We start from the raw sequence: 22,466 nt of genomic DNA, 5'->3' as shown, positions 1-22,466 counted from the left end.
TCCGTGCAAGTATCGGGCTTTGGCGATTATGGCCACCTCACCCCGCTGCGCCGCCTCATCCGCTTCCTGTTCGTCAGGCCAGCATTTTGCCTCGGGCTTCCTTCAGATTCGCAGTCGCCCGCGACACCCTTGCCTTCAGCTAACACTTCCCCTTGCCGGGTGTGTAGAGGACTTTCACCTCCAAGTCGCCAGGCTCACCACCACAGTGAACCCGACAGCGCCAGTCACGGCGCTACGCGCCATGCCTGGCGCACCACAAAAAAGCCGCCTCGAGGGCGGCTGGTTGGCGGGGGCTGGTGGTGGTCAGGCAGGGGCTGGCAGCTCGAAGGGTTTGAAGCGCACCACTTCCTCACCCAGCCAATCGTTGACCAAGCGCAGGCGCTCTTGCAATGGCTCCATTTCCAGCGCCGAGTAGACCTGGAAGGCCTCGCGCGGTGAGCCGAAACCGCCGGCGTTCTTCGGCACGATGCCCATCAGCTGCGGATAAACGCGCAGCGCGGCCAGCACGTCGCCCTGGGTCTGGTCCTTGATCGAGTTGAAGTCATCCTTGGCCGCCACCTCGCTCACCGGGATCAGCTGGATGCCGTCCTTCTTGCCGTTCGGCGCATAGACGAACAGGTTGCGAAAGTTCCCCGGCCCCTTGGCGTTTCTCAAGGCTTTGCGCAGGTCATCGATGTCGCCTTCCTGCTGCGCCGAGTCGGTCATGTACAGGATGAACCCGGCGTGGCTGCCGTTCTCGAAGTACTTCCTGCGGAATAACGTGGCCGACTGGTTGAGCAGCGCCGACTGCAGCGCACTGGTCCACTCTGGCAGGCCGTAAATCTCCTGGTGCAGATCCACCTCGCGCAGGTGGAACACACTGCCCGGCTCAAACTCATGCTCATCGCGCCAGCCCTGCACCTGGAAGAACCGCCCGTCCTTGCCCACGCGCATGTACTTGGCCAGCGGCGGCTGCAGGCTCAGCGTGCTGCCCAATTGCGAGCGGCGCTGCTCCAGGTACGCATTGCCCAGGCACAGGTAATCCTGCACGAACTGCTCGAACGCCTGGCGGCTGAGCAACTTGTGCGGGATGAAAGTACGGGTCAGCTGGTTGCGCTTGAAGCGCAGGCCAGAGTCCAGGTGCACGCTGGCCTTCACCGACTTGGCCAGGCCATCCAGCGATAACGGCGGCTCATACCAGCGGCCGTTGTGCCAGCATTCCAGGTAATCGAAAATTTCCCGCGCCGACAACACCGACTCCGGCTCGCCGAAAGTAAACGCCTGCGCGCGGTGATCGCTCACCGCCTGCGCCTCGGCCGCTGCGGCCACTTGCTTGCCTGTACTCATTAAAAAAGCTCCATCCGCCCGGTATTGGCAGCGGTCTGCCCTTCGAGCGGTTCATTGTGCAAAGCGTGAAAGAGCGCCCACGCGAGGTCCGCGTGGCCGGTTGAGTCGGTGCGCCCGGCGGTGTAGGTCATCTGCCGGCCGCTGGCGGTGGTGGTTTTGCGGATGGCCATCAGGCTCGAGGCCATATCCGTCCAGCCGGCATCGAACTCCAGCCGGCCGTTGTGAATCACGTCGTAAGCCTTGAGCACCAGGCGCGTCTTCACCTCCGGCGAATAGCTGAACGTCGTCACACTGGGGAAGAACTGCCGCACCAGCTGGGCCACGCCGCTGCCCATGCCGGTCACATCGATGCCGATATAAGTGACCCAATAGCGCTGGGTGATCTGCCTGATCGACTCCGCCTGCGCGGCAAAATCCATGCCCCTGAACTGATGGCGCTCGAGTACGCGGAACTTCCCGCCCGGCACCATCGGCGGGGCCACCACCACCAGCCCGGAACTGTCGCCGGTTTCCGCCGGGTCATAGCCCACCCAAACTGCGCGATCGCCGAACGGGCGCATGGCGAACGGTTTGTAGTCCTCACCCCAGGCTTCCCAACTGTCCACCATGCCCTTCTGCAGCATCGCCAGCGGGAAGATGGACGCCCCGTCGTCGACGAATTCGCACATCAGCAAGTTGGCGAACTGCTCGGCGTTGTACTCAAAGCGCAGCTCGTCCAGGTCGAACAAATCACAGCCGCGCTGATCAGCGTCCATGATCGTCACAATCTGCCGCCAGATCCGGTCCTCGCACAACTTGCCCAGCTGCAGCGCGTCGTGGCTCACGTCCATCTTCAAGTGCTGCGCGGTCGGCTTGCCCTTGTTCAGGCGCTCACCCGTCCACCACTTGTAAGCCTCATGGGCCATGCTCGACGGCGTGCTGAAATAGGTTTTGCGCCACTTCTTGTGCAGCGCCATGCCCGAGGCGACCTTGTTCAGCTCGTCGAAATTGCACGTCCAAAAGAATTCGTCGAAATAGAAATTACCGCTGCGGCCCTGCGCCGTGCGGTAGTTGGTGCCCAGGAAGTGCAGCTCGGCGCCGTTGGCCAAAATGATCGGGTCACCGGTCAGCGGCCGGCCCAGCACCTCACTGACAAACGCCAGCATGTAATTCTTGAACTGGTGCGCCTGTGCCTTACTGGCCGAAAGAAAAATCTGATTACGCCCGGTCTTCAACGCATCCAGCAGCGCCTCGCGGGCAAAATAAAACGTCGCGCCAATCTGCCGGCTTTTCAGCAGCATGCGCGTGCGCTGATTGCTCGCCCGGTACCAGTCCTTTTGATACTCAAAACAGCCATCCAGGAAGGCCGCCTCGAGCAGCTCGAAGTCCTCATCGCTGAACTCGTTACGCTTGGCCGACTTCTTCGGCCCCTCGTTACGCTTGGCCAGCTCCGGGTTGAGGTCGGTCTGCGTGCCGCCGTCCTGAAAGCGCTGGATTCGCGCCTGGCGCTCAAGCTGGCGGTGCAGCAGATCGATCTCCTTGAAATCGCCGCTGCTCTTGCCGTCCTTGAGAATCAGCTGTACAAGGCGCGCTTCCAACGCGCCGCCAATGCGCTCCACATTGTCCGCCCGGTCCCACTCGTCGCGGCTTTTCCAGGCATGCACGGTTTTCTCTTTCTCAGCGAGAAAATCGGCAATATCGGTGACACGCCAGCCCGTCCAGTACAAAAACTTGGCCTGGCGACGGTTATCACGCACGGGTATTTCAACGGCAGCATTCATGGCGCCGACTGTGCCGCCCTCGCGCGAGGCGAGACACCCTGCAGCCTTGTAACCACGCGGCCTACAAGCTGCCGCCATTGCCCGCACGCGCCCAGCTGCCGACCATGGCCTCAACGCTCACTGCTCACCAGCAGCCACCGCACTGAGGCCCAGCATGTCAAAGAAATTTCGCTCCAAATGGTTCCGTGTTGCCGTCGAAGGCGCCACCACAGACGGCCGCCAAATCGAACGCCAGTGGCTGACTGACGCCGCCGAAACCTACAACCCCAGCACCTACAGCGCCCGCGTGTGGATCGAACACCTGCGCAGCCTGCTGCCCGACAGCCCCTTCAAGGCCTACGGCGACGTGCTCGCCCTGAAAACCGATGAAGTCGACGTCGCCGGCGTGAAAAAGCTCGGCCTGTTCGCCCAAATCGAACCGACCGCCGAACTGGTCGCCATGGTCAACGGCGCCAAACAAAAGCTGTTCACCAGCATCGAAATCAGCCCCAAGTTTGCCGACAGCGGCCGCGCCTACCTGTCCGGCCTTGCGGTCACCGACACCCCGGCCAGCCTTGGCACCGAGATGCTCGCCTTTAGCGCCCAGCACCCCGACGCCTCGCCGCTCAAAGCGCGCAAACAGGACGCCGCCAACCTGTTCACCGCCGCCGAGGAAGCCACCCTCGAATTCGAGGAAATCGACACCAACGAGAGCAAGGTCGCCGGCCTGTTCACCCGCGTGCTCGACGCCCTCAACAAGAGCAAGGACAAAACGGTCAAGGACGACGCCCACTTCTCCGAACTGACCGAAGCAGTCGAAGCCATCGCCCTGCATGCCGGTGAGCAAGTCACCGCGCTGAACGTCATCGAAGCCAACATCGATGCCCGCATGAACGCCAGCGCCGCCGCCCTGCAAGCCTTGCAAACCCAGCACGACGAACTCGGCGCCCACTTCGCCGCCCTGCTCAAGCGCCTCGACAGCAACGCCGACCACAGCCAGCAGCAGCGCCCCGCTGTCACCGGTGGCGACGGCCAAGCCCTCACCGCCTACTAACTCACCGCGCCGCCCCATTCGGAGAACACCATGCGTAACGACACACGGATTGCATTCAACGGCTTCACCCAGCAAGTGGCCAAGCTCAACGCAGTGGCCCTGGCCTCGGAAAAATTCACCGTCACCCCGAGCATCCAGCAGAAGCTGGAAAGCGCCATCCAGGAGTCCAGCGACTTCCTCAAGCGCATCAACATCATCGGCGTCGACGAGCAGTCCGGCTCGGCCATCGGCCTGGGCGTCAACGGCACCATCGCCGGGCGCACTGACACCTCCTCCACCCCGCGCAGCCCGCGCGACGTCAGCGGCCTGAGCAAAGACGACTACACCTGCAAAAAGACCGACTTCGACACCGCCATCCCCTACGCCCTGCTGGACGCCTGGGCCAAGTTCCCCGACTTCCAAGCGCGCCTGTCTGCAGCCGTCACCCAGCGCCACGCCCTGGACCGCATCATGATCGGCTTCAACGGCACCACGGCAGCGGCCAGCACCGACCGCGCCACCAACCAGATGCTGCAAGACGTCAACATCGGCTGGCTGCAGAAGTACCGCGCCTCCGCCCCGGCGCGCGTGCTCGACGAAGGCAAAGTCACCGGCAAAGTCACCATCGGCGCCGGCGGCGACTACGCCACCCTCGACGGCCTGGTCTATGACGCCATCCAGCTGCTCGACCCATGGCACCGCAAGCACCCCGAGCTGGTCGTGCTGGTTGACCGCAACCTGCTGCACACCAAGTTCCTCGCCAACATCGAAGGCGCCGCCGACAACGCCAACGAACTGGCCGCCGCGCAGATCATCGCCAAGGCGCGCCTGGGTGGCCTGCCAATCGTCGACGCACCGTTCTTTATCGACGGCGGCGTGATGATCACCACCCTGTCCAACCTGTCCATCTACTACCAGAACGAAGCCCGCCGCCGTCACCTCAAAGACGAGCCCGAGCGCGACCGCATCGCCGACTACCAGTCGAGCAACGAGGCTTACGTCATCGAAGACTTCGGTTTGGGTGCCCTGGTCGAAAACATCCAGCCCTACGTCGCACCGTAAGGACTAAGCCATGCACCTTTCTCTGGCCCAACGTCACCAGCGGCGCGTAACTGCGGCGCTGGAGGCCGCCGCCGCCGCGCCCTACACCAGCATGGCCGGCGCCACCGCCTACGAGTTGCAACTGGCCCAGCTCCTGCAAGACCGCCTGCGCCTCAAGCAAGTGCAGTCCAACCAGGGCAAAGCCGAACTCAAGGCGCAACTGCTCCCGGCTTACGAGCCCTATGTGCAAGGCGTGCTGGCGGCCGGCAACGGTGCCCAGGACGACGTGCTCACCACCGTCATGCTCTGGCGCATCGATGCCGCCGACTACCCCGGCGCCCTGGAAGTGGCCGAGTACGTCATCAAACACAGCCTGACCATGCCCGATCGGTTCGAGCGCACCACCGGCACCCTCATTGCTGAGGAAATCGCCGAAGCCGCGCTCAAAACGCAAAAGGCCGGCGACGAATTTGACCTGAGCATTCTGCGACAGGCCGAACGCATCACCGCCGCGCAAGACATGCCCGACCAAGCCCGCGCCAAGCTGCACCTGGCACTGGGCAAGGCGTATGCAGCGCTGTTCGCCGATGACGCCGCGCCCGGCAGCAGCACCGCCGCGCTCGAGCAAGCCAAGCAGCACCTGGCCAAAGCCATCGACCTGCACAGCAACTGCGGCGGCAAAAAAGACCTGGAGCGCGTCGACCGGCTCCTGAAAAAACACGCGGCGCCCACACCGGCCGCTACCTGAGCGTCCCCACGCACCCGGCGGCTCGGGGCTGATCAACAGGTTCTCTCCTTTCCTCGTTGTGACGCCCCGACCACCGCCGTTTTAAGGGCCAGACATGAACAGATTCACGGACCTGCATATGTGCGACTTCACCGCCAGCGAGCACGCGCAGCACCTGCACAGCCTCGCCGAGCAATACGTCCGTGAAACCGAGGCCTACGACCGCAGCGTCTGCACCGGCCCCACCGTGCGCGGTGAAATCCTCCCGGCCAGCCGGCGCGAGTTCGCCCTGGTCAACAGCCACGCCCGCGAGCTGCTCGACAGCCTCTGCCAGCGCCACCCGCAACACCGCCGCCGCGAAATCCGCCGCGCCATCCAAACCATCGACCGCCGCCTGGTGCACGCATGAGCGGCTTTGTCGCCGGCGGCAGCAGCCCAGCCGCCAACCACATCAACACCGACTCGTTTTGGCCGTCGATAGACCTGGACAAAATGCGCGAGGCCCTGCGCATCGACGCCAGCGTCACCCCAGCCCGCCTTGAAACCGCCGTGGTCGCTGCTGCCATCAGCGTCAACCGCGAGCTGCTCAAGTGGCGCTACGCCCAACAGGCCGCCGGTTACGCCACCCTGGCCGATGTGCCCGCCGAAACCATCAACGACCAATCCGAGCTGGTCCACCTCTACGCCCGCGCCATCCAGGCCGCTACCGGCGCCGAAGTGTGCGAGCGCTACCGCAGCTACGACAGCACCGGCAGCGGCGACCGCAAAGCCGAAGCCCTGCAATTCAACATCGACGAATACCGCCGCGACCAACGCTGGGCCATCCGCGACCTGCTCGGCATCGGCCGCATGACCGTGGAGCTGATCTGATGGCCACCACCCTGCGCGCACTCCAGGGCGACACCGTCGACGCCCTCTGCTGGCGGCATTACGGCCGCACCGCCGCCGTTACCGAGGCCGTGCTCGATGCCAACCCCGGCCTGGCCGACCACGGCGCGCAAATCCCCCAAGGCACAGCGGTGCTCATGCCCGACGAAGCCCCACAACCGCAACGGCAAATGGTGAACCTATGGGACTGATCTACCTCGCCCTCTACAAAGGCAAAGGCACCCTGTTCAACCGCCTAATCCGCCTGTGGACGCGCTCCAAATACAGCCACTGCGAAATTGTTATGCCCGACGGCCGCTGGCTTTCCGCCTCGGCCATGGACGGTGGCGTGCGTGCCAAACGTATCGAGCTGAATCTGGAGCACTGGGACCTAATCCCCGTGCCATGGGCCAACCACCGCCTGGTCGAGGCCGTGTTTGATCGCCATGAGGGCAAAGGCTACGACTGGCTGGGCATCTTCCTCAGCCAGTTCCTGCCCATCGGCCTGCACAGCCGCCGCCGTATGTTCTGCAGCGAGTTCTGCGCCGCCGGCTTCGCCTTCAACACCAGCGCTCAACGGTTCAACCCCGCGCTCATCGGCGAAGTGGTGCAACGCATCAATCGCCTGCCCTTCGTCCAGCTCGGCCACTCCCTACAAGAGGGATAAGGAATGCCACATATGCCTGATCGTCCTGAAACTTGGGCCTGGCTGATCGCCTGGCTTGAGCAACACCACCCGCTGATCTACGCGGCCACGCTGTCCACCGTACTGGCAGCCACCCGTTTTATTTACAGCGGTGGCGGCATCCGTCGCGCCATGGGCGAAGGCTTTATTTGCGGTCTAATCACCCTCGCGGTGAGCAACGGCCTCGCCCTGTTTGGCATCCCGGAACAGTTCGCCCCCTTCTTCGGCGGCATCGTCGGCCTGCTCGGCGCCGACTATCTGCGCATCGGCCTCAAACGCATCGCAACTCGCAAGGCAGACCAACTATGACCATCCTCCGCCATGGCGACCGCAGCCAAGCCGTCCGCAACCTGCAACAACAACTCAACCGCGCCGGCGCCAACCTGTTTGTAGACGGTGCTTACGGCGACGCAACCGAGAAAGCCGTGCGCGCCTTCCAGCTCAAAGTTGGCCTGGTAGACGACGGCGGTGCCGGCCCCAAAACCCTCGCAGCCCTGGCTGGCGCGGACTGCAGCCAGCTACTCAGCAACACCACCCTGGTAGCCGCGGCTAAACGCCTGGGCGTTGAGCTGGCCAGCGTGTATGCCGTCAATGAGGTCGAAAGCCTCGGCAGTGGCTTCCTCAGCAACGGCAAACCCAAAGTACTGTTTGAGCGCCACGTCATGCACCGCCTGCTGGCCACCCCGCGCCATGAGGGTGACGACGCCGCCGCGCTCAAAGCCCACGCCGACGAGCTGGCCAAGGTCTACCCCGCCCTGGTCAACCCCAAACCCGGTGGCTACGCCGGCGGCACCGCCGAGCACCAACGCCTGGCCCAAGCCCGCCTCATCGATGCCAACAGCGCCGACGAGTCCGCCAGCTGGGGCGCATTCCAGATCATGGGCTACCACTGGCAGCGCCTCGGCTATGCCAGCCTGGCCGACTTCACCACCCGCATGGCCGCCAGCGAGGCCGAGCAGTTCGAAGCGTTCGTGCGCTACATCGAGGCCGAACCCGCCCTGCACAAAGCCCTCAAGGCCAAAAAGTGGGCCGAGTTCGCCAAGCGCTACAACGGCCCCGCCTACGCCCGCAACCTCTACGACGTAAAGCTAGAGCGCGCCTACCAGCGGCATGCTGAGTGCGGCTGTGGTGGGCAGAAGGTGGCGGCGTGACCACCCTGCGCCAACTCGGCTACGGCCTCGCCCTGTTCGCCGCCCTTGGCCTGCTGGCTTGGGGCCAATATCAGCAGAGCCAGGCCGTGGCCGCGCGGGAAAGCCTGGCCGCCGAACGCCAGCAACAAGCCGAAGCGCGCATCCAGCGTCAGGCCAACACCATCACCACCCTGGCAGCTGCCCTGGAAGGCGAGCGCGCCGCCCAAACCTCCCTGCGAAGCACGCAAAACCTGCTGCGCCAGGGCCTAACCGAACGCCAACAACAGATCGAGGTGCTCAAGCGTGAAAATTCAGATCTTAGGGATTGGGCAAATCGGCCTTTGCCTAGCGCTGCTCAGCGGCTGCGCAACCGTTCCGCCATCACCGGAGCAAACGCTTATCGTGACTGGCTGTCCCGCAGTGGTGCCCTGCGTGCTGCCAGCCAGCAGCCCGAGCACTAACGGCGAACTGCTCACCGAAACCGAACGCGCCGAGCTGGCCTGGGCCGAATGCGCCGCCCAGGTCGACATGATCTACAGCCACCAACAGCCCAGGGCCGACCCATGAACAAACCCACCAGCCTGCGCGCTCACCTCATGGCCAAAGTGCCCGAGCTGAAAGACAACCCCGACCGCCTGCAAGTGTTTATCGACCAGGGCAACGTGCGCTGCACCGCTGCCGCCACCTTGTCCTGGGAATACGCCTACACCCTGCAGCTGATCCTGCTCGACTACCCCGGCCACCCAGACACCGTCATGCTGCCCCTGCTCGCCTGGGTGCGCGTGCACCAAAACGAGCTACTGGCCAACCTCGACAACGCCAAAGAAGGCCTGCAATTCGAGGCGGACATCATCGACAAAAGTAAAGTCGACCTCTCCATCAGCCTGCCCCTCACCGAGCGCGTGGTCATCGGACAGGACGAAGCCGGCAACCCAACCATCACTCACCCCGCCGAGCCGCAAGCAGCCCTGGCCTTCCTGGACCCCGCCTGGCAAGCAGGCGCACAAGGCACCGGCAGCGAGTGGTATTTGCCTGATGAGTGACCAACTCGACGACCTCAGCAGCTGGCTCACCCCGCTCATCAGCCGGCTGCAGCCCACTGAGCGCAGCCAACTGGCGCGCACCATCGCCCAGCAGCTGCGCCGCAGCCAACAGCAACGCATCACCGCCCAGCGCAACCCCGACGGCAGCGCCTACACCCCGCGCAAACAACGCGACCTGCGCGGCAAGGTCGGGCGCATCAAACGCAAAGCCAAAATGTTCACCAAACTGCGCACCGCTCGCTACATCCAGGCCCGTGGCAACGCCAGCGAAGCCACCGTCAGCTTTGCCGGGCGCATCACCCGTATTGCCCGCGTGCACCAATACGGCCTGCGCGACCGTGCTGAAAAAGGCGCCCCCGACGTGCAATACCCCCAGCGCCAACTGCTCGGCCTTAGCGCTACTGAGCAAGCCTTTATCCGCGATCAACTGCTCGCCCACCTCGCCAACTAGCTAAACATTCCGGGCGCACCTTGTACGCCACCACCCTACAAGCCAAGCCGGCTGCACCGCCTACGCGCGCGCGGCACCATCAACGGCATGAACGATCTCGCCACCCTCGCCCGCCTGCTGGAAAACCTCATCCGCTTCGGCACCATCGCCGCCGTGCAGATGACGCCACCGCGCGTAAAGGTATTAACCGGCACCCTCACCACCGCCTGGCTGCCCTGGTTAAACCCCCGCGCCGGCGCGGATCGCGAGTGGAACCCGCCAACGGCCGGCGAACAGGTGCTGCTGCTCAGCCCATCCGGCCAACTGGCCAACGGCGTGGCCATCACCGGCCTGTTTAGCGAGCACATCCCCGCCAATGGCGACCGCGACGGCCTGCACCGCACCACCTACCGCGACGGCGCCGTGATCGAATACGACAGCATCGCCAAGCACCTGCGCGCCACCCTGCCTGGTACCGCAGAGGTAACCACCGCCGGCGACATCACCCTCACCAGCGGCGCGAACATAACCGTTACAGCAGCGGGAAACTTCAAAGTCACCGCCGCCCGCGTGGATCTCAACTGATGCCCGCCGTAACCCGCAAAGGCGACGCCTGCACCGGCCACGGCTGCTGGCCGCCACGCCCCAGCACCGGTGCAAGCCCTTCCGTATTCGTTAACGGCATTGCAGTACACCGCAAAGGCGACGCCTGGGCCGCGCATACCTGCCCCACCATCCCCGAAACCCACGCCAGCGTGCTGGCCAACGGCAGCGCCACCGTATTCGCCAACGGCAAGCCCCTGGGCCGCATCGGTGACCCCGTCGCCTGCGGCTCCAGCGTGGCAGCCGGCAGCGCCAACGTATTTGCAGGGGGCTAACCAGATGAGCATGAACCGCCAAACCGGCCGCCCCATCACCACGCTGGAGCACATCAGCCAAAGCATCGGCGACATCGTCACCACCCGCCTGGGCTCGCGCGTGATGCGCCGTGAATACGGCAGCCAACTGGTAGACCTCATCGACCAGCCCGGCAACCCCGCCACCCAGCTGCTGTGCTACGCCGCCATCGCCATGGCCCTCATCCGCTGGGAGCCGCGCGTGCGCCTCAGCCGCGTGCAACTCACCGCCCTCACCATGGCCGGCCAGGCAGAGCTGGAAGTCGAAGGCACCCTGGTAGACAGCAACGAGCCCCTAAGCCTGAAAATCCCCCTCAGCATGGGGGCTAGCGTATGAGTGTCTGGACGCCCATCGACCTCGCCGCCCTGCCCGACCCGCAAGTGGTCGAGCCGCTCGACTACGAACAGATCCTCACCGAGCGCAAGGCCTACACCGTCAGCCTATGGCCCGCCGCCGAGCAGGCAGAAATCGCCGCACGCCTGGCGCTGGAATCCGACCCCATCACCAAACTGGTGCAGGAAAACGCCTACCGCGAGCTGCTCTGGCGCCAGCGCGTCAACGAGGCCGCCCTCGCCACGATGCTGGCCAAAGCCAAGGGCACCGACCTGATCCAAATCGCAGCCAACTACAACGTAGAGCAGTTGGTCGTCACCCCGGCAACGGATGACAGCCCAGCGATAATGGAAAGCGACGAAGCCCTGCGTGAGCGCACGCAAATGGCCTTCGAGGGCCTCAGCACCGCCGGCCCGCGCAACAGCTACATCTTCCACGCCCGCAGCGCCTCCGGCCTGGTCGCCGATGCCACAGCGGAAAGCCCCAGTCCTGCCGTGGTCGTGGTCACCGTGCAAGCCCTGCAGGGCGACGGCAGCGCAGCCGAGCCCCTGCTCGCCACCGTGATGGCCTACCTGTCCGACGACGACCGCCGCCCCCTGGCCGACCGCCTCACCGTGCAAAGCGCCGAAGTACTGGAATACAGCGTTACCGCAGCCCTGCACCTGGCCACCACCGGGCCAGAAGCCGAACCCATCCGCCAGGCGGCCGAGGCGGCTTTGCTCGCCCTGGTCAACACACGCCGCCGTTTGGGTGTTGAGGTATCCGCCTCAGCCATTTACGCCGCCCTGCATGTTGAGGGCGTGCGCCGCGTAGTGCTCACCGGCTGGGCCGACATCACCCCAACCAGCGCCCAGGCCGCCTACTGCACCGGCGTAACCGTAACCGTGGCAGGCAGCTTATGAGCCGCCCGCTGCTGCCCTCCAACGCCACCCAGCTGGAGCGCCTGGCCGCCCAGGCGTTAGCGCAGATCGAGCGCGTGCCCGTGCCCATCCGGGATTTGCTCAGCCCCACCCGCTGCCCGCTCCCCCTGCTGCCCTACCTGGCCTGGGCCATGAGCGTCGACCGCTGGGAGGAAGCCTGGCCCGAAAGCACCAAGCGCCAGGTCATCGCCAGCAGTTACTACGTGCACGCCCACAAAGGCACCATCGGCAGCCTGCGCCGCGTGGTGGAGCCACTGGGCTACCTCATACGCGTCACCGAATGGTGGCAAGAAACCCCCGAGGGCGTGCCAGGCACCTTTCGCCTCAACATCGGCGTGCTCGAGAGCGGCATCACCGATGAAATGTACGAATCCCTGGTGCTACTCATCGACGACGCCAAACCCGTCAGCCGCCACCTGATCGGCCTCGCCATCAGCCTGGAGGTGCGCGGCAGCGTATTCCTGGCAGTGGCCCAGCTGGATGGCGAAACCCTCACCGTTTACCCCTACGCCCCCGGCCCTATCGAGGTCAGCAGCCAGGTGCTGCTGTTCGGCGGTGCGGAACATTCCATCGACACCATGAGCGTCTACCCATGAGCCAAACCTATTTCGCAATTCTCACGGCCGTGGGCGAGGCCAAGCTCGCCAACGCCACCGCCCTAGGCACCCAGCTGCAAATCAGCCGTATGGCCGTGGGGGATGGCAACGGTAACCTGCCCACGCCCAACCGCAGCCAAACCGCACTGGTTGGCGAGCAATACCGCGCCGACCTCAACACCCTGCAGGTGGACCCGCTAAACACCAGCCAGATTATCGCCGAGCTGGTTATCCCGGAAACCGAGGGCGGCTACTGGCTGCGCGAAATGGGCTTGTATGACGCCGCCGGCGACCTGATCGCCGTCAGCAACTGCCCGCCCAGCTACAAGCCGCAACTGGCCGAAGGCTCAGGCCGCACCCAAGTGCTGCGCATGGTGCTTATCGTCAGCAGCACGGCGGCTGTGCAGCTAAAAATAGACCCCAGCGTGGTGCTGGCAACTCGGGCCTACGCCGACAGCCTCATTACCGTGCACCAGGCCGCCGCCGACCCGCACAAGCAGTACAAGCTGCGCGGTGCCTTCACCAGCCTCAGCGCAAACACCCTGCTCACTGCCGCCCATGAGGGCGTGATTGTGCTGGACGCCACTGCCGGCGACCGCACCCTAACCCTGCCGCTCAACGATGCCGCCTTCGGCATACGCGACCTGCTCATCCGCCGGGCAGACAACACCGGCAACCGCGCCAAAGTGCAGGCATCCGGTGCGGACAAAATCAAGTTTCACACCCACCTCAATGCCGCCGGCTATGCCTTCCTCTATCTGATGGGTGCTGGCGACTGGTGGCACCTACGCAGTGACGGCGCAGGCGGCTGGTGGCCGGTTGCCCGGCGTGATGACTCACCGCTTGGTCGCGTGAGCTTTGAAGCATCAACCGCCATCCAGCCAGGTGGCTACGGCCTGCCCCATGGCGTTATTTTCGTGCGGGCCGACTGGCCGTGGGTTTGGGATCACGCCCAAACCAGCGGCATGCTAGTCGATGATGCCGGCCGAGCAGGGTTTGAGGGCTGCTGGACGCGCGGCGACGGCGCTACGACTGGGCGCACGCCAGATGTTCGCGGTCAGTTCTTGCGGTCGTTAGATGCTGATTTAGGTGTAGACGCATCGCGCGTGGCCGGCTCAGTCCAGAAAGGTACTTTGGTCGCTGCGGATGACGTTAATTATGACGGCGTGGGCGGTGTCCATTTTACGTTAGGCAGTGATCCTGCGTCATTCGGCGCTGACGCCATCACTGGTGGCGCAACAAAATATCCAAATGTTGCGCCGGCTCAGGTAGCAGGCAACTCTTCCTGGGGCGTCATTCATGGTGTGGCCAGACCAACCAACATCGCCTACCCAGGCCGCATCAAACTGATCTGAGGAACCCACCATGCACACCTACATCACAGACAACGCGGGCGTCCTCGCTGGCCCGGTAGAACTCCCCGTAATCCCTGGCCTCGGCATACAGGTGCCAAGCAACGCCATTCAACTGGCTGCCAAGCTGGTTAACCCTGCCGCCGGCAAAGTCTGGGCGCTGGTCGATGGTCAACCGCAGCAACTAGCCGACTATCGCGGCACGGTTTACAGCACAGCGACCGGCGCAGAACAGCAACACTCAGAACTGGGCGACCTGCCCGAAGGCCTCACCACCGAGCGACGCCCCTCAGCAGATCACCGCTGGTCAGGTAACGGATGGGCCTTCGACGCCGCCCTGCAAGCTGCTAACCACAGCGCACTCCAGCTCAGCCTGTGCGAGCAAGTAGACACCGCCGCCGACGCCGCCCGCAACACCGTAGCCGGCGACCCCCTACGCGCTGTGGAATACGACCGCGCCCGCATGGCCGCCGAGCAGTACGCTGCAGCCAACTACCAGGGCAACGTGCCGCCGATGGTCGCCGCCTGGGCCATCAACGGCCGCACACCGCAGCAAGCGGCAGACAGCATCCTGGCCGAGGCCGCGCAATACACCACCGCCCTGGTTTACCTGCGCACCGTGCGCCTCAATGCTAAAGAGCTGATCCGCAACGCCATGGCCGCCGGCGAAGTCGAGCAAGCCGAAGACATTGCAGCCGAAACCATCGCCAGCATTGAAGCCGCCGTCGCCGGCATCGGTAACAACGCCGGCTAAGCCCCAAAACGCCACACAAAAAGCCCCGCCAAGTGCGGGGCTTTTTCCATCTGCGTCTTGTACCGCCCAGCCCTACAACCCCCGCCACTCGCGGCCCCATCGCGCGCGCGGCAACCTGTGCACTCTGATTCCACAACTGTGCAGGCAACCCAATGGCCGACTATCTACACGGCGTCCGCGTCATCGAAATCAACGAAGGCACCCGCCCGATTCGCACCATTTCCACCGCCGTAGTCGGCATGGTCTGCACCGCAGAAGACGCCGACCCGCTGGCCTTCCCGCTCGACACCCCGGTACTGCTCACCAACGTGCAAACCGCCCTCGGTAAAGCCGGCACCACCGGCACCCTGCGCGCAGCCCTGCAAGCTATTGCCGACCAAACCAAGCCGTTCACCATCGTCGTGCGCGTAGCCGAAGGCACCGGCGAAAACCCCGAAGCAATCGCCGCCGCCACCGTCAGCAACCTCATCGGCACCACCACTGCCGAGGGTAAATACACCGGCATGAAAGCCCTGCTGGCCGCCAAAGGTAAGCTCGGCATGGTGCCGCGCATCCTCGGTGTGCCGGGGCTAGACAGCCTGCCCGTGGCCACCGCCCTGGTCGCCATCGCCCAAGACCTGCGTGCCTTTGCCTACGTGTCCGCCCACGGTGCCAAAACCAAAGAAGAAGCCGTCGCCTACCGCGACAACTTCGGCGCGCGTGAAGTCATGGTCATCTGGCCCAGCTTCGAGAAGTGGGACACCACCGCCAACGCCACCGCACAATCCCCCGCCGTGGCAATCGCCCTCGGCCTGCGCGCCAAGCTGGATAAAGAGATCGGCTGGCACAAAACCCTGTCCAACGTCGCCGTCAACGGCGTGACCGGCATCAGCGCAGACGTCTGGTGGGACCTGCAAAACCCCGCCACCGACGCCAACTACCTCAACGAGGCCGAGGTCACCACCCTCATTCAAGAGGCCGGCTTCCGCTTCTGGGGCTCGCGCACCTGCAGCGAAGACCCGCTCTTTGCCTTCGAAAACTACACCCGCACCGCCCAGGTACTGGCCGACACCATGGCCGAAGCGCACTTCTGGGCGGTCGACAAGCCCATGCACCCGTCCCTCATCAAAGACATCATCGAAGGCATCAACGCCAAGTTCCGCGAGCTGAAAAGCGCCGGCTACATCATCGACGGCCAGTGCTGGTACGACGAAGAAGCCAACGACGCCACCACCCTCAAGGCCGGCAAGTTGTTCATCGACTACGACTACACCCCCGTGCCGCCGCTGGAGGATCTCACCCTGCGCCAGCGCATCACCGACCGCTACCTGCTCGACTTCGCCGCGCGCATCAACGCCGCCTAACCCAGCCAGCGCGGCCTAACTCGCCGCGCCAGCCCCCCATTGCCAGGAGAGCGCCCACATGGCCATGCCCCGCAAACTCAAAAACATGAACCTGTTTAACGACGGCACCAGCTACCTGGGCGTTTCCAAGTCCGTCACCCTGCCCGCCCTGGGCCGCAAGATGGAAAGCTACCGGGGCGGCGGCATGAACGGCCCAGTCAAAACCGACCTGGGCTTTAGCGACGACGGCCTGCAGCTGGAGTGGACCCTCGGCGGCATCGACCTCACCGTGCTCAAGCAGTTCAGCATGGTCAAAGCCGACGGCGTCATGCTGCGCTTTGCCGGGGCCTACCAGCAGGACGACACCGGCGAAGTAGTCGCCGTGGAAATCGTCGTGCGCGGCCGCCACGAAACCATCGAAATGGGCGATGCCTCCGCCGGTGAAGACACCGAGCACAGCATCACCACCACCTGCACCTACTACAAGCTCACCGTAAACGGCGAAGAAGTGATCGAGATCGACCTGCTCAACTTCATTGAGAAGGTTGGCGGCGTCGACATGCTCGAAGCCCAACGCCAAGCCCTGGGCATCTAAACCCTGCGCAGTCACGGCGCTACACCGCCACGCCCCAAAAACCAAAGGAGCCACACCATGCCAAAGCCAGACGACCAAACCAAAGCAGCTGATCAAGCCGTGCCCGACAACGTCGTGGTGCTCGATGAGCCCATCAAGCGCGGCGACACCACCATCACCCAGCTCGAACTGCGCAAGCCCATGTCCGGCGAGCTGCGCGGCGTATCCCTGAGCGACCTGCTCAACCTCGATGTAAACGCCCTGCGCAAAGTGCTGCCACGCATCACCACGCCCACCCTCACCGACATTGAAGTGGGCCGCATGGACCCCGCAGACCTGCTCGACGCCGGCGCCAAGGTGGCCGGTTTTTTGTTGAAGAAGTCAGCGAAGGCGGAAGCATTCCTGTCTGCGTAGACGATGCCATGGCCGACATGGCCGTGGTGTTTCACTGGCAGCCGTCCGCCATGGACGGCCTCAGCCTCACCGAGTTAATGGAATGGCGCGAACGGGCGCGTGTACGGAGCCAAAGCGATGGCCGCAAGTAAGCTACAGCTGCAAGTCATCCTCTCCGCCCTGGACAAAGCCACCGCCCCGCTCAAGCGCATCCAGGGCGGCAGCATCGGTGCTGCCAAAGCCCTGAAAGAAACCCGCGACAAGCTCAAAGAGCTGAACACCCAGCAGAAAGACGTCAGCGCCTGGCGTGCCCAGCGCGCCGCTGCTGCACAAACCGAGCAAGCCCTGGGCGCAGCCCGCGACAAGGTCAAACAGCTCAGCCGCGACATCGCCGCCAGTGGCGCACCCACCCGGCAGATGAGCCGCGACTTCAAGGCCGCCGTGCGCGAGGCCAACGCCCTCAAGCAGGCCCACGGCAACCAGCAAACCCAGCTCCAGGGCCTGCGCAACAAACTCAACGCCGCCGGCATCAGCACCCGCAACCTGGGCGCAGGCGAGCGCGACCTGCGCGCCAAAATTGCCGCCACCAACAGCGCCCTGCAGCAGCAAGAGAACCGCCTCAAGCGCATCACCACCCAGCAAAAGCGCCTGGCGGCCGCTAAATCGCAGTACGAAAAAACCCAAGGCCTGGCCGGCAGCATGGCCGGTACCGGCGCGGCTGGCCTGGCCACCGGCAGCGGCATTTTGTATGGCGGCGCCAAGCTCATGGCGCCGGGGCTGGAATTCGACGCCAGCATGAGCAACGTCCAAGCCCTCACCCGGCTGGATAAAGACTCCCCCGAGCTGCAAGCCCTGCGCGACCAAGCCCGCGAGCTGGGGGCCGGCACCCAATTCACCGCCGGCCAAGCGGCCGACGCTCAGGGCTACCTCGGCATGGCCGGCTTCGACCCCGCCGCCATCAAAGCCGCACTGCCCGGCATGCTCGACCTGGCCAAAGCCGGCGGCGCCGAGCTGGCCGAAACCGCCGACATCGCCTCCAACATCCTCACCGGCCTCAACCTCCAGGCATCCGACATGGGCCGCGTGGGTGACATCCTGGTGGGCACCTTCACCCGCTCCAACACCAACCTGCAGATGCTCGGCGAAACCATGAAGTACGTGGCGCCGGTCGCCAGCGCCGTGGGGCAAGACATTGAAACCGTGGCCGCCATGGCCGGCAAACTGGGCGACGCGGGCATCCAGGGCAGCATGGGCGGTACCGCGCTGCGGGCCATTCTCAACCGCCTCAGCGCGCCGCCCAAAGCCGCCGCCAAAGCGCTGGACCAACTCGGCATCAGCGCCAAGGATGCCCAGGGCAACATGCGCGCCATGCCCGACATCCTCACCGAGCTGTACGCCAAAACCAAAGACATGGGCAACGCCGACCGCGCCGGTTTGCTCAAGGGCATCGCCGGCGAAGAAGCCGTCAGCGCCCTGCAGGTGCTGGTCAAACAAGCCGGCAGCGGTGACCTGCAAAAGTTCATCGGCACCCTGCGCGAAGCCCAGGGCGAAGCCGGCAAAACCGCCAAGGTCATGGCCGACAACCTCGCCGGCGACCTCGCCACCCTAAACAGCGCCTGGGAAGACCTCGGCATACAAGTGCAGGACCAGCAAAACGGCCCTATGCGCGAGCTAACGCAAAGCCTCGCCTCGGTGATCGGCGGCGTTAAAAACTGGATTGCTGAAAACCCCGAGCTGGCCGGGCAAATCGTCAAAACCGCCGCCGGGCTGGGCATTCTTATGGCGGCCATGGGCGGCATCACCTTGGCCCTGGCCAGCATCCTCGGCCCGTTCGCCATGGTGCGCTACGGCATGGCCCTGTTCGGCATCAAAGGCGCCGGCCTGGCCGGCACCCTGTTCAACCTGGGCAAAACCGCCCTGCCCATGGTCGCCACCGGCCTGCGCATACTGGGCGCGGCTGCCGTGGCCAACCCCATCGGCGCCATCATCATGGCCATAGCCCTGGGCGCGGCGCTCATTTACGCCAACTGGGGCACCGTTGGCCCTTACTTCCTAGGCCTCTGGGCTGAAATCAAAGCAGGCTTTGCCGGTGGCCTGGGCGGCATTGCCGCGCTCATCGTCAATTTCAGCCCGGCCGGTTTGTTTTACCGCGCCTTTGCTGGCGTCATGGGCTACTTCGGCATCGAGCTGCCGGCCAAATTCACCGAGTTCGGCAGCATGATCATGCAAGGCCTGGTCAACGGCATCGCCAACGCCGCCGGCGCGGTCAAGGCAGCCGTGGTGGGCGCGGCCGACAGCAGCATCAACTACTTCAAAGAGAAGCTCGGCATCCACAGCCCGTCCCGCGTGTTCGCCAGCCTGGGCGTAGACACCATGGACGGCCTCGCCCAAGGCCTCAACAACGGCTCGGCCAACCCCTTTGCTGCCCTGGACGACACCGCCAAACAGGTCATCCAAAAGGGCGGCGAAATCAGCGCCAACAACCCGTTCGCCGGGCTGGCCGGCATGCCCGAGCTGGCCAACACCGAGCAACTCACCTTCGACAAGCGCCCGCCCATCAGCGCCGCCAGCAACAGCGCGCCCGCCGGCGCAGCGCCCGTAATCATCAACGTCTATGCCGCTGCCGGGCAAGACGCCAACGCCATTGCCCAGGCCGTCGCGCGGGAATTTGCCAAGCAGCAGAACGCCCAACAAGCCAAACAACGCGGCCGCCTCAGCGACCTGGAGTAACAAACCATGATGATGGCCCTCGGCATGTTCGTATTCAGCCTGCCCACCCTTGCCTATCAAGAGCTGCAACGCCAAACCGACTGGCGCCACCCCAGCAACAGCCGCGTGGGCACCAACCCGGCGCGGCAGTTTGCCGGCCGTGGTGAAGACGCCATCACCCTGCCCGGCATCATCCTGCCCGAGCTGGCCGGCAGCGCCCTCAGCCTCGACGCCCTGCGCATGATGGCCGACACCGGCAAAGCCTGGCCCCTGGTGGAAGGCACCGGGCGCATCCTCGGCATTTGGGTGATTGAAAGCCTGAGTGAAACCCGCACCCTGTTCTTCCGCGACGGCGCAGCGCGGCGCATCGAGTTCAGCATCAGCCTCAAGCGCATCGACGACGGCAAGGTCGACATGCTCGGCGCGGCCATCGGCGCCGGCGTCAACCTGCTGCGAGGCCTGCTGTGATCGAGCAAGTGCTGGCCGCTGGCAAAGCCGCCATCGGTGACGTAATCGGCGTGGTACGTGATGCCGGCAAACGCCTGCTGGGCGACAACAACTACCCCGCCGCCATTTATCGGCTGACGGTGGATGGTGCCGATATCGCCCAACTCATCAGCCCGCGGCTGATAAGCCTGAACCTTACCGACAACAGGGGTATGGACGCCGACACCCTCGACATCAGCCTCAGCGACCACGACGGCCTGCTCAGCATCCCGCCCACCGGTGCCGTGCTGCACGTCTGGCTGGGCTGGGCAGACACCGGCCTGGTGGACAAAGGCACCTACACCGTCGACGAAACCGAGCACAGCGGCGCGCCCGACGTGCTCAACATCCGCGCCCGCAGCGCGGACCTGCGCAAAGGCCTAAAAACCAAGCGCGAGGGCAGCTGGAGTAATGAGTCCCTGGGCGTAATTTTGTGGGCGATCGCCAAGCGCAACGGCCTGGTACCGCAAATTGCCCCGGCCATGAACGCCATCCTGGTGCACCACCTGGACCAAGCCAATGAGTCCGACGCCAACCTGCTCACCCGTTTGGGCGAGGAGCACGACGCCGTGGCCACCATCAAAGCCGGGCGCTTACTGTTTATGCCCCGCAGCGGTGGCAAGGCCAGCAGCGGTGCAGCGCTGGAGCACATCACCCTCACCCGCGCAGACGGCGACGGCCACCGCTACCTGCAAGCCAACCGCGACAGCTACGACGGGGTGCGCGCCTACTACTACGACATCAACAGCGCGAAAAAGCAGGAGGCCATCGCCGGCGGCGGCGACAACCTCAAAGACCTGCGCAACAGCTACAGCGACCGCGAATCCGCCCTGCGCGCCGCGCGGGCCGAGTGGCAGCGCATCCAACGCGGCACCGCCACACTCAGCTACAACCTGGGCAAAGCCCGGCCAGAGTTGATACCGGAACTCACCTACACCCTGGTGGGCGTAAAACCCGAGATAGACGCCATCATCTGGCACGGCGGCAACGTGCAACACAGCCTCACCGCCGACGCTGGCTACACCATGAGCCTAGAGCTAGAAAGCCAACTGCCCGAGGCTGAGGATTTGGGCGAAACACCGACAAAGTACTCCGGCATCCTCGCCTACTACCGCGACGACAAAACCGGCTCCCAGAAGGCCGTCACCGCCGGCGAGCAAACCACCCCCAAACGCCTCACCCACCTCTACGCCAGCAAGGCCAGCGCGCAGCGGGCGGTGGATAGGGAGTGGGGTAAAATGCAAGAAGCCCCGCAATAGCGGGGCTTCTCATTCAGCTGGGCGACTCTCGACACACCATCGCTTCAATCGCCCGGCGCATAAATGCTTGTTCGGTTTCATCCAATTGGCGGTAGAACCGCAACAGCAGCCGCTCCTCTGGCGTTACCCACTCCATCATGGGCTGCGCAACCATCCCACCTGGTTGATCAACTACAGCCTCAAGCACTTCGGTACTCATCTGCATACTCCGTCATTGGCAGTGAGTCTTGAAAATACCGCCAATTTTCAGAATGCAAGTGCCTCTAGAATGAGCCTTTCAAATAGCTTGTACGGACTATTCGCCGGTGATGATTAGCACCACATTGGCATCCGTGCGCCGATGCAGCGCCTGCAGGTAATCGGCGGGTATTGGCTGGCTGCCGTCTTCGTAGCGCTTTTGGGTGTGGTCGGTACGCCCGCACAAATGCGCCAGCTCATGCACGGCCAGGCCCAAACGCTCACGCTCGGCACGCAGGCGCGCACCAAAGGCTGGGGCGTCGTCGAGGTCATTCATTTGCATAGCGGCAGCCCTTGCTCGATCACGGGGCCCAAGCTCACCTTAGCGCCGGCAATATCGGGATCCGCTCGCCAGACTTTGTCGATAGGCTCCAACCCCAGGGCGCTGGCCTTGGCTTTGGCGGTGCCGTTGAGCGGGTACATCACACCGGTTTCAGCGTCAGCCACCACCAGGGCGTCACCGGGGAAGCATGAGAGGTGCATTTCATCAACGGTGAAGGGCCAGGCGTCGCCATAGTCATCGGCACTGATCAATTGCGGGCCAGCAGCATGGGCAACCGATGAAAGAAACCCAGCGAATGCCAGGCCGAATAATCCGTTACGCATCAGTAGT

31 protein-coding genes and 1 pseudogene are annotated in these 22,466 nt (G+C 64.4%); 27 read left to right on the top strand and 5 right to left on the bottom strand.

Annotated features, from left to right (window positions below):
• Positions 1 to 303: 303 nt before the first annotated feature.
• A complete protein-coding gene (locus SOP97_RS10130; protein ID WP_322949141.1) occupies positions 304 to 1,326 on the bottom strand; it encodes a phage portal protein in 1,023 nt (340 codons plus the stop codon).
• Positions 1,326 to 3,086 (bottom strand): terminase ATPase subunit family protein, encoded by a 1,761-nt coding sequence (locus SOP97_RS10125; protein ID WP_322949140.1) that lies wholly within the window; start codon positions 3,084 to 3,086, stop codon positions 1,326 to 1,328. The genes SOP97_RS10130 and SOP97_RS10125 overlap by 1 nt, the downstream gene beginning before the upstream one ends.
• Before the next feature lie 154 nt (positions 3,087 to 3,240).
• Between SOP97_RS10125 and SOP97_RS10120 the strand changes: the two genes are divergently transcribed.
• The 27 genes and pseudogenes from SOP97_RS10120 (at position 3,241) to SOP97_RS09990 (ending at position 21,616) form a co-directional block, all read left to right on the top strand.
• A complete protein-coding gene (locus SOP97_RS10120) occupies positions 3,241 to 4,119 on the top strand; it encodes a GPO family capsid scaffolding protein (RefSeq protein WP_322949139.1) in 879 nt (292 codons plus the stop codon).
• Between the two features lie 30 nt (positions 4,120 to 4,149).
• A complete protein-coding gene (locus SOP97_RS10115) occupies positions 4,150 to 5,160 on the top strand; it encodes a phage major capsid protein, P2 family (protein ID WP_322949137.1) in 1,011 nt (336 codons plus the stop codon).
• A 10-nt stretch (positions 5,161 to 5,170) separates the two neighbouring features.
• Complete coding sequence (gene gpM / locus SOP97_RS10110; RefSeq protein WP_322949136.1) at positions 5,171 to 5,887, top strand: phage terminase small subunit; 717 nt, start codon at positions 5,171 to 5,173, stop codon at positions 5,885 to 5,887.
• Between the two features lie 94 nt (positions 5,888 to 5,981).
• Complete coding sequence (locus SOP97_RS10105; RefSeq protein ID WP_322949135.1) at positions 5,982 to 6,275, top strand: hypothetical protein; 294 nt, start codon at positions 5,982 to 5,984, stop codon at positions 6,273 to 6,275.
• On the top strand, positions 6,272 to 6,736 hold the full coding sequence (locus tag SOP97_RS10100) for a head completion/stabilization protein (protein ID WP_322949133.1): 465 nt from the start codon (positions 6,272 to 6,274) through the stop codon (positions 6,734 to 6,736). Before SOP97_RS10105 ends, SOP97_RS10100 begins: the two co-directional genes overlap by 4 nt.
• Entirely contained in the window at positions 6,736 to 6,945 is a 210-nt protein-coding gene (locus SOP97_RS10095; protein WP_322949131.1) for a tail protein X, read from the top strand. Before SOP97_RS10100 ends, SOP97_RS10095 begins: the two co-directional genes overlap by 1 nt.
• Positions 6,936 to 7,400 carry a hypothetical protein gene (locus SOP97_RS10090; protein ID WP_322949130.1) on the top strand — a complete coding sequence of 155 codons (465 nt, stop codon included), beginning with the start codon at positions 6,936 to 6,938 and terminating at the stop codon, positions 7,398 to 7,400. The genes SOP97_RS10095 and SOP97_RS10090 overlap by 10 nt, the downstream gene beginning before the upstream one ends.
• Positions 7,401 to 7,412: 12 nt before the next feature.
• Entirely contained in the window at positions 7,413 to 7,727 is a 315-nt protein-coding gene (locus SOP97_RS10085) for a phage holin, lambda family (RefSeq protein ID WP_322949128.1), read from the top strand.
• Positions 7,724 to 8,569: an N-acetylmuramidase family protein gene (locus SOP97_RS10080; RefSeq protein WP_322949126.1), complete on the top strand. Its 846-nt coding sequence runs from the start codon at positions 7,724 to 7,726 to the stop codon at positions 8,567 to 8,569. The genes SOP97_RS10085 and SOP97_RS10080 overlap by 4 nt, the downstream gene beginning before the upstream one ends.
• Positions 8,536 to 8,928, top strand: a pseudogene (locus SOP97_RS10075) (Rz-like lysis system protein LysB); the annotation flags it as partial. The gene SOP97_RS10080 and the pseudogene SOP97_RS10075, both read left to right, overlap by 34 nt.
• Positions 8,852 to 9,115, top strand: coding sequence for an Rz1-like lysis system protein LysC (lysC, locus tag SOP97_RS10070; RefSeq protein ID WP_322949125.1), 264 nt, complete (start codon positions 8,852 to 8,854; stop codon positions 9,113 to 9,115). The pseudogene SOP97_RS10075 and the gene lysC, both read left to right, overlap by 77 nt.
• Positions 9,112 to 9,591 carry a phage tail protein gene (locus SOP97_RS10065; protein WP_322949123.1) on the top strand — a complete coding sequence of 160 codons (480 nt, stop codon included), beginning with the start codon at positions 9,112 to 9,114 and terminating at the stop codon, positions 9,589 to 9,591. The genes lysC and SOP97_RS10065 overlap by 4 nt, the downstream gene beginning before the upstream one ends.
• Positions 9,584 to 10,042, top strand: a complete 459-nt coding sequence (locus SOP97_RS10060) for a phage virion morphogenesis protein (protein WP_322949122.1) — start codon at positions 9,584 to 9,586, stop codon at positions 10,040 to 10,042. The genes SOP97_RS10065 and SOP97_RS10060 overlap by 8 nt, the downstream gene beginning before the upstream one ends.
• A gap of 87 nt (positions 10,043 to 10,129) precedes the next feature.
• A complete protein-coding gene (locus SOP97_RS10055) occupies positions 10,130 to 10,606 on the top strand; it encodes a phage baseplate assembly protein V (RefSeq protein ID WP_322949121.1) in 477 nt (158 codons plus the stop codon).
• The gene (locus tag SOP97_RS10050) at positions 10,606 to 10,899 is read left to right on the top strand and encodes a PAAR domain-containing protein (protein ID WP_322949120.1); all 294 of its coding nucleotides are present in this window, start codon (positions 10,606 to 10,608) and stop codon (positions 10,897 to 10,899) included. The genes SOP97_RS10055 and SOP97_RS10050 overlap by 1 nt, the downstream gene beginning before the upstream one ends.
• Before the next feature lie 10 nt (positions 10,900 to 10,909).
• Positions 10,910 to 11,254, top strand: a complete 345-nt coding sequence (locus SOP97_RS10045; protein ID WP_322949145.1) for a GPW/gp25 family protein — start codon at positions 10,910 to 10,912, stop codon at positions 11,252 to 11,254.
• Positions 11,251 to 12,153, top strand: coding sequence for a baseplate J/gp47 family protein (locus tag SOP97_RS10040; protein WP_322949119.1), 903 nt, complete (start codon positions 11,251 to 11,253; stop codon positions 12,151 to 12,153). The genes SOP97_RS10045 and SOP97_RS10040 overlap by 4 nt, the downstream gene beginning before the upstream one ends.
• Entirely contained in the window at positions 12,150 to 12,767 is a 618-nt protein-coding gene (locus tag SOP97_RS10035; protein WP_322949118.1) for a phage tail protein I, read from the top strand. The genes SOP97_RS10040 and SOP97_RS10035 overlap by 4 nt, the downstream gene beginning before the upstream one ends.
• Positions 12,764 to 14,122, top strand: coding sequence for a phage tail protein (locus SOP97_RS10030; protein WP_322949117.1), 1,359 nt, complete (start codon positions 12,764 to 12,766; stop codon positions 14,120 to 14,122). The genes SOP97_RS10035 and SOP97_RS10030 overlap by 4 nt, the downstream gene beginning before the upstream one ends.
• 10 nt (positions 14,123 to 14,132) lie before the next feature.
• Positions 14,133 to 14,873, top strand: a complete 741-nt coding sequence (locus SOP97_RS10025) for a hypothetical protein (RefSeq protein WP_322949116.1) — start codon at positions 14,133 to 14,135, stop codon at positions 14,871 to 14,873.
• Between the two features lie 152 nt (positions 14,874 to 15,025).
• Positions 15,026 to 16,216 (top strand): phage tail sheath protein, encoded by a 1,191-nt coding sequence (locus SOP97_RS10020; RefSeq protein ID WP_322949115.1) that lies wholly within the window; start codon positions 15,026 to 15,028, stop codon positions 16,214 to 16,216.
• Positions 16,217 to 16,274: 58 nt separating this feature from the next.
• On the top strand, positions 16,275 to 16,790 hold the full coding sequence (locus tag SOP97_RS10015) for a phage major tail tube protein (protein WP_322949113.1): 516 nt from the start codon (positions 16,275 to 16,277) through the stop codon (positions 16,788 to 16,790).
• Positions 16,791 to 16,847: 57 nt separating this feature from the next.
• On the top strand, positions 16,848 to 17,183 hold the full coding sequence (locus tag SOP97_RS10010) for a phage tail assembly protein (RefSeq protein ID WP_322949112.1): 336 nt from the start codon (positions 16,848 to 16,850) through the stop codon (positions 17,181 to 17,183).
• 8 nt (positions 17,184 to 17,191) lie between these two features.
• Positions 17,192 to 17,314: a GpE family phage tail protein gene (locus tag SOP97_RS10005; protein ID WP_322949111.1), complete on the top strand. Its 123-nt coding sequence runs from the start codon at positions 17,192 to 17,194 to the stop codon at positions 17,312 to 17,314.
• Entirely contained in the window at positions 17,301 to 19,892 is a 2,592-nt protein-coding gene (locus tag SOP97_RS10000; protein WP_322949110.1) for a phage tail tape measure protein, read from the top strand. Before SOP97_RS10005 ends, SOP97_RS10000 begins: the two co-directional genes overlap by 14 nt.
• 6 nt (positions 19,893 to 19,898) lie before the next feature.
• Complete coding sequence (locus SOP97_RS09995; RefSeq protein WP_322949109.1) at positions 19,899 to 20,339, top strand: phage tail protein; 441 nt, start codon at positions 19,899 to 19,901, stop codon at positions 20,337 to 20,339.
• Complete coding sequence (locus tag SOP97_RS09990) at positions 20,336 to 21,616, top strand: phage late control D family protein (RefSeq protein WP_411912049.1); 1,281 nt, start codon at positions 20,336 to 20,338, stop codon at positions 21,614 to 21,616. Before SOP97_RS09995 ends, SOP97_RS09990 begins: the two co-directional genes overlap by 4 nt.
• Before the next feature lie 13 nt (positions 21,617 to 21,629).
• Here SOP97_RS09990 and SOP97_RS09985 read toward each other — a convergent pair whose 3' ends face one another.
• From SOP97_RS09985 to SOP97_RS09975, 3 genes are all read right to left on the bottom strand, one after another.
• On the bottom strand, positions 21,630 to 21,815 hold the full coding sequence (locus SOP97_RS09985; protein WP_322949108.1) for a hypothetical protein: 186 nt from the start codon (positions 21,813 to 21,815) through the stop codon (positions 21,630 to 21,632).
• Between the two features lie 96 nt (positions 21,816 to 21,911).
• Positions 21,912 to 22,136 carry a helix-turn-helix domain-containing protein gene (locus SOP97_RS09980; protein ID WP_322949107.1) on the bottom strand — a complete coding sequence of 75 codons (225 nt, stop codon included), beginning with the start codon at positions 22,134 to 22,136 and terminating at the stop codon, positions 21,912 to 21,914.
• Positions 22,127 to 22,459, bottom strand: coding sequence for a DUF2511 domain-containing protein (locus SOP97_RS09975; protein WP_322949106.1), 333 nt, complete (start codon positions 22,457 to 22,459; stop codon positions 22,127 to 22,129). The genes SOP97_RS09980 and SOP97_RS09975 overlap by 10 nt, the downstream gene beginning before the upstream one ends.
• Positions 22,460 to 22,466 lie beyond the last annotated feature (7 nt).

Origin of the sequence: Pseudomonas spirodelae, from assembly GCF_034653255.1 — a bacterium.
Lineage (GTDB): Bacteria > Pseudomonadota > Gammaproteobacteria > Pseudomonadales > Pseudomonadaceae > Aquipseudomonas > Aquipseudomonas spirodelae.
This window is presented reverse-complemented; position numbering and strand designations above follow the sequence as displayed.